Consider the following 8,628-nt stretch of genomic DNA (forward strand, 5'->3'; position numbering starts at 1 on the left):
AGCAGCTTGTGCAGCGCATCGACCACTTCGTCGCCGCGCACAACACAAACTGCCAGCCCTTCACATGGACTGCCACCGCCGATTCGATCCTTGAAAAGCTGCATCGACTTTGCTCACGTATTTGCGGGACAGCACACTAGCTCTCACTTTAATAGCCAAAGCCTGCAACGGGCGCGCCCCAAGCGAGTGGACGCCGCGCAAGGGCCGCCCCGCCGTGCTGGCGTCGTCTGCCTTCCCGAATCGTGCAGCGATTCGAGAGAAGGGGGGAGCGGCGCAGCCGCTCAGGGGGATGTGCGCTATTTCGCGCGGAAGTTGTCGTGGCAGGCCTTGCAGGTGCCCGCCGCAGCGCCAAAGGCGGCCTTGAGGTTGTCCAGATTGCCGGTTTTGGCCGCGGCAGCGAGTTTGACCGACTCGGCTTCCAGTTTGTCCGAGTGCTCTTTGTACTTGGCCTGCTCGGTCCAGATTTCTGGCAGCGCTTTGGTGGGGGCACCCTTGTCCGTGCCCGGGCCAAAGGCAGCCCACGGGAGCTTGGCCATCTGCACCACCACGTCGGCATTGTCCTGGGCCGCCTTGGCGTCAAACGGCGCACGTCCGTTGGCCATGGCGCCAATGCGGCCGAAGTGCTGACTCATCACAAACAACGCGCTCTGGCGGTACTTGATGGCGTCTTCAGGTTTGGCAAACTGGGCCGAAGCGGGCGCGGCAACAGCGAGCGTGGCGGCGGCAAATGCAAATGTGGCAAGCACTTTCATGGGGTTTCATCCTTTGACGATGGGGGGGTCAGACAGTCCTGAGCCGTTCGAAGTATGCCTCGTTCGCCAGACTTTGGCAGACTTTATCGCGCCCGCTGCGCCGCAAGGCAAGCGCCAGGCGCCAGGGCGCAGCCTCGGCCTCGCATCCCGATGGCGCGCTGTGCAGGGCCATGCGCGGCAGCTTTCTTTCACGGACAATCGACGCGCACCCGCCTTTTCTTGGGAGACATCCGCATGAGCCAGCCACACACCGTCCGCATCTGGGACCTTCCGACGCGCCTGTTCCACTGGTGCCTGGCAGCCAGCGTGGTGGGTCTCGTGGTCACGGCCAAGATCGGTGGCAACCTGATGGAGTGGCACTTGCGGCTCGGGCACCTTGTTCTGGCGCTGTTGGTGTTTCGCCTCGTCTGGGGCCTGGTCGGCGGGCGCTGGTCGCGGTTCACGAGCTTTTGGGTTTCGCCCGCGCGCGTGTGGCGATATCTGCGGGGCAATGCGCCCGTGTCAGACAGCGCGGGTCACACGCCGCTGGGTGCGCTGTCGGTGTTCGGGCTGCTTGCCGTGCTGGCCGCGCAGGTTGCCACGGGGCTCATCAGCGATGACGAGATTGCGTTCGCCGGGCCGCTCACGCGCTTTGTATCGAGCCAGTGGGTCGGGCAGGCGACCAGCTACCACAAGGAGATCGGGCAGTACCTGTTGCTGGGCCTTGTGGCGCTGCATGTATTGGCGATTGCGTTTTATGTCGGCATCAAACGACAGTCACTGGTGATGCCCATGGTGCATGGCGACAAGCGAATCGCCGAGCCGCTAGCGCCGTCGCGCGACGATGCGTTGAGCCGGGCAATGGCCGCGCTGGTGCTGACCGCAAGCGGGGCGCTGGCGTGGTGGGTATGGACCCTGGGGGTGGTGCCCGGCTTTTAGCAAGAATCGCTACACTGCGGCTTCCGACCTTTTTACCGCCGTCGAGTTTTGGACAAGCCCCACGTTGCGCTGCTGATCCCTTCCACGCCGACCGAACTGGAATGGACGCGCCTGATTTTCCGGGAATACGCGCAAGCCATTGGGGTGGATCTGTGTTTTCAGGGGTTCGAGGCGGAGCTGGCCGCGCTGCCCGGGGACTACACCGCGCCCCGTGGTGCCCTGCTGCTGGCGCTGGTGGAGGGCGCAGTCGCTGGCTGTTGCGCGCTGCGCCCGCTGGACAATGCCGACTACCCCAATGCGAGCGAGATGAAGCGCCTTTTTGTGCGCAAGCCGTTTCGCGGGTTCGGCCTGGGCCGGGAGCTGGCCGAGGCCATGCTCGACCGCGCGCGGCAGGCAGGGTATGCCTGCGTGCTGCTGGACACGCTGGACGACATGGAAGCGGCCCGCGCGCTCTACGCCGACTTGCGTTTTGAGGAAATCCCACCGTACTACCACAACCCGATTGCCGGATCGCACTACCTCAAGGTGGATCTTTTCTGAGTGTTTTTGGCCGCTTACGCGCGACAGTAAAGGATGAGGCGCTACTATTTTAGTAGCGCATCAGATCTTTATCAGGCGGTCTTGGCCTGCGCGAGCAAGGTATCCGCGTCGCTCACCTCAAACTTGCCGGGCGCTTCCACGTTCAGGGTGATCACCTTACCGTCGCGCACCAGCATCGAGTAGCGGTTGCTGCGCAGGCCAAGGCCCTTGCCGTGGAGGTCCAGCGTCAGGCCGGTGGCTTTGGCGAAGGTCGCGTCGCCATCGCCCAGCATGCGAACCTTGCCGTCGGTCTTCTGGTCACGCGCCCAGGCGCCCATCACAAAGGCATCGTTCACGCTCACGCACCAGATTTCATCCACACCTGCGGCCTTGAACTCGGCCGCCTTCTCGACGTAGCCGGGCACGTGCTTGGCCGAGCAGGTGGGTGTGAAAGCGCCGGGCAGCGCAAAAAGCGCAATGGTCTTGCCTGCTGCAACCTTGTCCACGGGGACCGGGTTGGGGCCGATGCTGCAACCTTCGCCCTCGACTTCGGAATACTCCATCAGGGTGCTGGCTGGGAGGGTGTCACCGACTTTGATCATGGCTGTGTCCTTTAAAAATGATGGGGGGAGGTATCAACGGGGGTTCGTATTTTGGGTCGGCCATCTGCGCGAAAGCCGTAAGCGCACGGCCCGGCACGCAACTGCCGACCAAACGTTCCGCTTTCGCAGCGCTCTGGAACGCCGCGGCGAAACGATGGAGCGGTCACAAAGCAAAACGACCCACATTGTGGGTCGTTTTGTATCAACTTGATGGCGAAGGGGTCACCCGTCTCGCCACAGGCGGCATGGCCGCCTGCCTGGGGTCAGGTCGCTGCTTAGAGGAGACCCGCCTTTTGAACCAGGCGCGAAGCAACCCAGTTCTTGGTCTTCGACAGAGGGCGGCTTTCGGTAATCTCGATCACATCGCCCAGCTTGTACTCACCCTTTTCATCATGGGCGTGGTACTTGCTCGACTTCGCGACGATCTTGCCGTAGAGCTCGTGCTTGACACGGCGCTCGACCAGCACGGTCACGGTCTTTTGACGCTTGTCGCTGACCACCTTGCCAACCAAGGTGCGCTTGAGGGATTTTTTAGCTTCCGTCATGTGGGCTCCTTACTTGGCGGCTTGCTTTTCAGCAAGAATGGTCTTGGCGCGAGCGATGTCGCGGCGGGTGGTACCCAGCGTGTTGGTGTTACCCAGTTGCTGCGTAGCCTTTTGCATGCGCAGGCCGAAGTGGGCCTTTTGCAGTGACTTGATTTCGGCTTCGAGGCCGGCAACGTCTTTTTGGCGCAGTTCAGTCGTCTTCATTGCTGTGTCTCCTGAATTACGAGCCAAGGTGGCGGCTGACGAACGTGGTGCGCAGCGGCAGCTTGGCAGCAGCCAGGCGGAACGCTTCACGGGCCAGTTCTTCGGGCACGCCGACGATTTCGAACACGATCTTGCCGGGCTGGATTTCAGCCACGTAGTACTCCGGGTTGCCCTTACCGTTACCCATACGCACTTCTGCGGGCTTGGTAGAGATCGGCTTGTCCGGGAACACGCGAATCCAGATGCGGCCGCCACGCTTGACGTGACGGGAAATCGCACGGCGTGCAGCTTCGATCTGGCGGGCCGTCAGACGGCCACGATCGGTGCACTTGAGACCAAAATCACCGAACGCAACGGAGGCACCCCGCGTTGCGACGCCGGTGTTACGGCCTTTTTGCTCCTTGCGGTATTTGCGGCGAGCAGGTTGCAGCATAGTTATTCTCCTTTACCGTCCGCTGCTGTAGCGGGCGCGGCGACTTTGCGTACGCGCTTAACGGCGGTGTTATCAGCGCCACCAGCTTCTGCTGGCTTGTCGCTGCCGTCGGCCGGTGCGGTGTTACCACCGACCGCACGACGTGGGGCTCCGCGGCCTGCGCCCGGACGATCGCCACCTGGGCGGCCATCACGGCGGGGACCACGTGGGCGGCGCTCTTCGTCGGGACGAGGGATTTCCACGGCGGGCAGGTCATTGCGGCCCAGCGTGTCACCCTTGTAGACCCAGACCTTGACGCCAATCACACCATAGGTGGTCTTGGCTTCAGAGGTGCCATAGTCGATGTCAGCGCGCAGCGTGTGAAGTGGCACGCGGCCTTCGCGGTACCACTCGCAACGGGCGATTTCGATACCGTTCAGACGGCCAGACGACATGATCTTGATGCCCTGGGCACCCAGACGCATGGCATTTTGCATGGCACGCTTCATGGCGCGGCGGAACATGATGCGCTTTTCGAGCTGCTGCGTGATGCTGTCAGCGATCAGCTTGGCATCGATTTCGGGCTTGCGCACTTCTTCGATGTTGACCGCGACGGGCACGCCCAGGCGGGCAGCGAGGTCCTTCTTGAGGTTCTCGATGTCTTCGCCCTTCTTGCCGATCACGACACCAGGACGAGCCGAGTAGATCGTGATGCGTGCGTTCTTGGCAGGACGCTCGATCAGGATGCGCGACACAGCGGCGTTCTTGAGCTTGGCCTTGAGGTACTCGCGCACCTTGATGTCTTCGGCCAGCATGCCCGCGAAGTCACGGTTGCTGGCGTACCAACGGCTGGACCAGTTGCGGCTGACCGCAAGGCGGAACCCGTTAGGATGGATTTTTTGTCCCATAGTCTTCCCGAGCCTTTAGTTGCCAACCGTCACGTACACATGGCACGTGGGCTTGCTGATGCGGTTGCCGCGGCCTTTGGCGCGCGCGGTAAAGCGCTTGAGCGTGGTGCCTTGTTCGACGTAGATGGTCTTGACCTTCAGTTCGTCGATGTCAGCGCCATCGTTGTGTTCGGCATTGGCAATGGCCGACTCCAGCACCTTCTTGACGATCCCAGCAGCTTTCTTCTGCGTGAATGTCAGGATGTTCAGAGCCTGGTCCACCTTCTTGCCGCGGATCAGATCAGCGACCAGACGGCCTTTATCGACCGACAGACGGACGCCCCGGAGGACTGCACGTGTTTCAGACATGGTCGTTCCTTACTTCTTCGCTTTTTTATCAGCGGGGTGACCCTTGAAGGTGCGCGTCAGGGCGAATTCGCCGAGCTTGTGGCCCACCATCTGGTCGGTAACGTAGACAGGTACGTGCTGCTTGCCGTTGTGCACGGCAATGGTCAGACCGATGAACTCGGGCAGAACCATGGAGCGACGCGACCAGGTCTTGACGGGTTTCTTATCCTTGGTGGCAACAGCCTTTTCGACCTTGGCCAGCAAGTGATGGTCAACAAATGGACCCTTTTTAAGAGAGCGAGTCATCTGTTACCCCTTACTTCTTGCGACGCGACACGATCATGATCTGTGTGCGCTTGTTGTTACGGGTGCGATAACCCTTGGTCAGATTGCCCCAAGGATCGACTGCGTGGCGGCCTTCACCGGTGCGGCCTTCACCACCACCGTGCGGGTGATCCACCGGGTTCATGGCAACGCCGCGAACCGTGGGGCGAATACCCATCCAGCGCTTGACACCGGCCTTGCCCAGTTGGCGCAGGCTGTGCTCTTCGTTGGCCACTTCGCCAATGGTGGCGCGGCATTCGATGTGGATCTTGCGCACTTCACCCGAGCGCATGCGCACCTGGGCGTAGACGCCTTCGCGCGCCAGCAGCGTTGCCGAAGCACCGGCCGAGCGAGCGATCTGTGCACCGGCACCGGGCTTGAGCTCGATGCAGTGAATGGTCGAACCCACGGGGATGTTGCGGATGGGCAGCGTGTTGCCAGCGCGGATCGGGGCTTCCGAACCGGACAGCAGGGTTGCGCCCACTTCCAGGTTGCGGGGAGCGATGATGTAGCGGCGCTCGCCATCGGCATAGCACACCAGAGCGATGTGGGCCGTACGGTTGGGGTCGTACTCAATGCGCTCAACCTTGGCCGGGATACCGTCCTTGTTGCGCTTGAAGTCCACCACACGGTAGTGATGCTTGTGACCACCGCCCTTGTGACGGGTGGTGATGTGGCCGTTGTTGTTACGGCCGGCCTTCTGGAATTGCGGCTCCAGCAGGGGGGCATACGCCTCACCCTTGTACAGGTGGTCACGGGTCACCTTCACCACGGCACGTTGGCCGGGGGAGGTGGGTTTCATCTTGATGACAGCCATGATTACGCGGCCTCCCCGGAGAGGTTCAGCTCTTGACCTGGCTGCAGCGTGACGTATGCCTTGCGAACGTTGTCGCGGCGGCCAACAGTCTTGCCGAAACGCTTGGTCTTGCCCTTGGTGTTTGCCACAGAAACGCCCTTGACCTGCACCTTGAACATCAATTCCACAGCGGCCTTGATTTCGGGTTTGGTTGCGTTTTGCAGCACCTTGAACGTCACTGCATTGGACTTTTCAGCAACCATGGTGGCCTTTTCAGACACGATGGGAGCGACCAGAACCTGCATCAGACGACCTTCGTCAAACTTGAGTGTGCTCATGCGAACATCTCCTTGAGTTTGTCGATTGCGCCCTTGGTGACGAGCACTTTCTTGAAACGCACCAGCGACACGGGATCGGCATAACGGGGCTCGACGACGAGCACGTTCACCAGATTGCGCGAGGCCAGGTACAGGTTTTCGTCCACTTCGTCGGCAATCACCATCACCGATTGCAGATTCATCGCCTTGAACTTGTCGGCCAGGACCTTGGTCTTGGGGGAATCGACTTTCAGCGAATCGACCACCGCCAGACGGCCTTCGCGGGCCAGCTGCGACAAGATGGCAGACATACCGGCTCGGTACATCTTCTTGTTGATCTTTTGTGTGAAGTTTTCGTCAGGCATGTTCGGGAAAATCCGACCGCCCCCGCGCCACAGCGGCGAGGACGTCATACCTGCACGTGCGTTACCCGTACCCTTTTGCTTGAAAGGCTTCTTGGTCGAGTGACGGACTTGCTCGCGGTCTTTTTGGGCACGGGTGCCCTGACGCGCGTTGGCCTGGTAGGCCACCACGATCTGGTGCACCAGATCTTCGTTGTATTCGCGACCAAACACGGTCTCGGGCACATCCAGCTTGGATGCGCTGTGACCCTGGTCATTCAGGAGTTCGAGCTGCATTAGTTCGCTCCTTGGGATGCTTTGGCCTTGACTGCCGGACGCACCGTCACGAACCCACCCTTGGAGCCCGGAATAGCGCCCTTGATCAAGAGCAGTTGACGCGCTTCGTCGATGCGGATGACATCGAGGTTTTGCGTGGTCTTGGTGACGTCGCCAAGGTGGCCCGTCATGCGCTTGCCGGGGAACACGCGACCTGGGTCTTGTGCCATACCGATCGAGCCAGGCACGTTGTGCGAACGGCTGTTACCGTGCGACGCGCGCTGCGAGCTCATGTTGTGGCGCTTGATGGTACCGGCGTAGCCCTTACCGATCGAGGTGCCTTGCACGTCGACCTTTTGGCCCACGGCAAACACATCGGTCACGGGCACGGCTGCACCCGCGGCGTATTTGCCAGCGGTATCAGCGGTGACGCGGAATTCCTGGATGATTTCACCGGCTTCCACACCTGCCTTGGCAAGGTGGCCGGCTTCTGGCCTGGTCACGCGCGATGCCTTGCGCGAACCGAACGTGACCTGCAGGGCCACGTAGCCATCGTTCTCTTGGGTTTTGACCTGGGTAACGCGGTTGTTGGACACATCCACCACCGTGACGGGCACTGCGTCCCCATCATCAGTGAACAGACGCATCATGCCCACCTTGCGACCCAGCAACCCGAGGGAGTTGCTCAGACTCATTGGTTTTCTCCAAAACTTCCACCGCCGCAACTTCAATTGGCCGCAGCGTTCGCACTTGCGTGCATGAAAGAAGGTTAATAAAACTCCGGCCAACCGCCCCTAAAAATAGGCGCAGATCGGACGAAGCCCAAAAGTATAACGCGAACTGCCTTTTAAAGCAAGTTCGCGTTATTTCGGAACTTGCAGGGAGGACGCCCCCCTGCAAAAGCCATTACTGCAGCTTGATTTCGACGTCCACGCCAGCGGGCAGGTCGAGCTTCATCAGCGCATCCACCGTCTTGTCGGTGGGGTCCACGATGTCCATCAGACGCTGGTGCGTGCGGATTTCCAGCTGGTCGCGGCTGGTCTTATTGACGTGCGGCGAACGCAGAATGTCAAAACGCTTCATGCGCGTGGGCAAGGGCACGGGGCCCTTGACGATGGCGCCGGTGCGCTTGGCGGTATCAACGATCTCGGCAGCGGACTGGTCGATCAGCTTGTAGTCAAACGCCTTGAGGCGAATGCGGATTTTTTGCTTGGACATGGTAGGTTCCTGTGGGTGCTGATCGATTAGGCGATGATCTTGGCAACCACGCCAGCGCCCACCGTGCGGCCGCCTTCGCGGATCGCAAAGCGCAGGCCTTCTTCCATGGCGATGGGGTTGATCAGCTTGACCGTGATCGACACGTTGTCGCCAGGCATGACCATTTCCT

15 protein-coding genes and 2 pseudogenes are annotated in these 8,628 nt (G+C 60.9%); 3 read left to right on the plus strand and 14 right to left on the minus strand.

What is annotated here, in order from left to right; genetic code table 11:
• Positions 1-140, plus strand: a pseudogene (locus ACK543_RS14325) (IS630 family transposase); the annotation flags it as partial.
• A 156-nt stretch (positions 141-296) separates the two neighbouring features.
• Here ACK543_RS14325 and ACK543_RS14330 read toward each other — a convergent pair.
• On the minus strand, positions 297-752 hold the full coding sequence (locus ACK543_RS14330; protein WP_409943512.1) for a c-type cytochrome: 456 nt from the start codon (positions 750-752) through the stop codon (positions 297-299).
• Between the two features lie 234 nt (positions 753-986).
• Here ACK543_RS14330 and ACK543_RS14335 point away from each other — a divergent pair, with 234 nt between their 5' ends.
• Both ACK543_RS14335 and ACK543_RS14340 read left to right on the plus strand, forming a co-directional pair.
• Positions 987-1,670: a cytochrome b/b6 domain-containing protein gene (locus tag ACK543_RS14335; protein ID WP_409943513.1), complete on the plus strand. Its 684-nt coding sequence runs from the start codon at positions 987-989 to the stop codon at positions 1,668-1,670.
• A 48-nt stretch (positions 1,671-1,718) separates the two neighbouring features.
• Positions 1,719-2,210 carry a GNAT family N-acetyltransferase gene (locus tag ACK543_RS14340; protein WP_409943514.1) on the plus strand — a complete coding sequence of 164 codons (492 nt, stop codon included), beginning with the start codon at positions 1,719-1,721 and terminating at the stop codon, positions 2,208-2,210.
• Positions 2,211-2,281: 71 nt separating this feature from the next.
• Here the strand turns inward: ACK543_RS14340 and ACK543_RS14345 are convergent, their stop codons facing one another.
• The 13 genes and pseudogenes from ACK543_RS14345 to ACK543_RS14405 all read right to left on the minus strand — a co-directional run.
• A complete protein-coding gene (locus ACK543_RS14345) occupies positions 2,282-2,791 on the minus strand; it encodes a peroxiredoxin (protein ID WP_409943515.1) in 510 nt (169 codons plus the stop codon).
• A 275-nt stretch (positions 2,792-3,066) separates the two neighbouring features.
• The gene (rpsQ, locus tag ACK543_RS14350) at positions 3,067-3,336 is read right to left on the minus strand and encodes a 30S ribosomal protein S17 (protein WP_409943516.1); all 270 of its coding nucleotides are present in this window, start codon (positions 3,334-3,336) and stop codon (positions 3,067-3,069) included.
• 9 nt (positions 3,337-3,345) lie between these two features.
• On the minus strand, positions 3,346-3,540 hold the full coding sequence (rpmC, locus tag ACK543_RS14355) for a 50S ribosomal protein L29 (RefSeq protein ID WP_409943517.1): 195 nt from the start codon (positions 3,538-3,540) through the stop codon (positions 3,346-3,348).
• A 16-nt stretch (positions 3,541-3,556) separates the two neighbouring features.
• On the minus strand, positions 3,557-3,973 hold the full coding sequence (gene rplP, locus ACK543_RS14360; protein WP_069104473.1) for a 50S ribosomal protein L16: 417 nt from the start codon (positions 3,971-3,973) through the stop codon (positions 3,557-3,559).
• A gap of 2 nt (positions 3,974-3,975) precedes the next feature.
• Positions 3,976-4,860, minus strand: a complete 885-nt coding sequence (gene rpsC / locus ACK543_RS14365) for a 30S ribosomal protein S3 (protein WP_409943518.1) — start codon at positions 4,858-4,860, stop codon at positions 3,976-3,978.
• 15 nt (positions 4,861-4,875) lie between these two features.
• A complete protein-coding gene (rplV, locus tag ACK543_RS14370) occupies positions 4,876-5,208 on the minus strand; it encodes a 50S ribosomal protein L22 (protein ID WP_005796970.1) in 333 nt (110 codons plus the stop codon).
• A 9-nt stretch (positions 5,209-5,217) separates the two neighbouring features.
• Positions 5,218-5,493 (minus strand): 30S ribosomal protein S19, encoded by a 276-nt coding sequence (gene rpsS, locus ACK543_RS14375; RefSeq protein ID WP_010467177.1) that lies wholly within the window; start codon positions 5,491-5,493, stop codon positions 5,218-5,220.
• Positions 5,494-5,503: 10 nt separating this feature from the next.
• Positions 5,504-6,328, minus strand: a complete 825-nt coding sequence (gene rplB / locus ACK543_RS14380; RefSeq protein WP_010467175.1) for a 50S ribosomal protein L2 — start codon at positions 6,326-6,328, stop codon at positions 5,504-5,506.
• 2 nt (positions 6,329-6,330) lie between these two features.
• A complete protein-coding gene (gene rplW / locus ACK543_RS14385) occupies positions 6,331-6,645 on the minus strand; it encodes a 50S ribosomal protein L23 (RefSeq protein ID WP_409943519.1) in 315 nt (104 codons plus the stop codon).
• Positions 6,642-7,262, minus strand: a complete 621-nt coding sequence (rplD, locus tag ACK543_RS14390) for a 50S ribosomal protein L4 (RefSeq protein WP_409943520.1) — start codon at positions 7,260-7,262, stop codon at positions 6,642-6,644. The genes rplW and rplD overlap by 4 nt, the downstream gene beginning before the upstream one ends.
• On the minus strand, positions 7,262-7,936 hold the full coding sequence (rplC, locus tag ACK543_RS14395) for a 50S ribosomal protein L3 (RefSeq protein WP_409943521.1): 675 nt from the start codon (positions 7,934-7,936) through the stop codon (positions 7,262-7,264). The genes rplD and rplC overlap by 1 nt, the downstream gene beginning before the upstream one ends.
• Before the next feature lie 211 nt (positions 7,937-8,147).
• Positions 8,148-8,459: a 30S ribosomal protein S10 gene (gene rpsJ / locus ACK543_RS14400; protein WP_005796953.1), complete on the minus strand. Its 312-nt coding sequence runs from the start codon at positions 8,457-8,459 to the stop codon at positions 8,148-8,150.
• A 26-nt stretch (positions 8,460-8,485) separates the two neighbouring features.
• A pseudogene (locus tag ACK543_RS14405) lies at positions 8,486-8,628 on the minus strand (elongation factor Tu); the annotation flags it as partial.

Source organism: Acidovorax sp. (genome assembly GCF_046341535.1).
In the GTDB taxonomy this organism is placed as follows: domain Bacteria; phylum Pseudomonadota; class Gammaproteobacteria; order Burkholderiales; family Burkholderiaceae_C; genus Acidovorax.

What these genes read in the sequence shown, in the direction of transcription:
- rplB (WP_010467175.1), bottom strand. Translation starts at nt 6,328, where the DNA reads ATGGCTGTCATCAAGATGAAACCCACCTCCCCCGGCCAACGTGCCGTG.
- rpsJ (WP_005796953.1), bottom strand. Translation starts at nt 8,459, where the DNA reads ATGTCCAAGCAAAAAATCCGCATTCGCCTCAAGGCGTTTGACTACAAG.
- rplC (WP_409943521.1), bottom strand. Translation starts at nt 7,936, where the DNA reads ATGAGTCTGAGCAACTCCCTCGGGTTGCTGGGTCGCAAGGTGGGCATG.
- ACK543_RS14345 (WP_409943515.1), bottom strand. Translation starts at nt 2,791, where the DNA reads ATGATCAAAGTCGGTGACACCCTCCCAGCCAGCACCCTGATGGAGTAT.
- rplV (WP_005796970.1), bottom strand. Translation starts at nt 5,208, where the DNA reads ATGTCTGAAACACGTGCAGTCCTCCGGGGCGTCCGTCTGTCGGTCGAT.
- rpsC (WP_409943518.1), bottom strand. Translation starts at nt 4,860, where the DNA reads ATGGGACAAAAAATCCATCCTAACGGGTTCCGCCTTGCGGTCAGCCGC.
- ACK543_RS14330 (WP_409943512.1), bottom strand. Translation starts at nt 752, where the DNA reads ATGAAAGTGCTTGCCACATTTGCATTTGCCGCCGCCACGCTCGCTGTT.
- rplW (WP_409943519.1), bottom strand. Translation starts at nt 6,645, where the DNA reads ATGAGCACACTCAAGTTTGACGAAGGTCGTCTGATGCAGGTTCTGGTC.
- ACK543_RS14335 (WP_409943513.1), top strand. Translation starts at nt 987, where the DNA reads ATGAGCCAGCCACACACCGTCCGCATCTGGGACCTTCCGACGCGCCTG.
- rplD (WP_409943520.1), bottom strand. Translation starts at nt 7,262, where the DNA reads ATGCAGCTCGAACTCCTGAATGACCAGGGTCACAGCGCATCCAAGCTG.
- rplP (WP_069104473.1), bottom strand. Translation starts at nt 3,973, where the DNA reads ATGCTGCAACCTGCTCGCCGCAAATACCGCAAGGAGCAAAAAGGCCGT.
- rpsQ (WP_409943516.1), bottom strand. Translation starts at nt 3,336, where the DNA reads ATGACGGAAGCTAAAAAATCCCTCAAGCGCACCTTGGTTGGCAAGGTG.
- rpmC (WP_409943517.1), bottom strand. Translation starts at nt 3,540, where the DNA reads ATGAAGACGACTGAACTGCGCCAAAAAGACGTTGCCGGCCTCGAAGCC.
- rpsS (WP_010467177.1), bottom strand. Translation starts at nt 5,493, where the DNA reads ATGACTCGCTCTCTTAAAAAGGGTCCATTTGTTGACCATCACTTGCTG.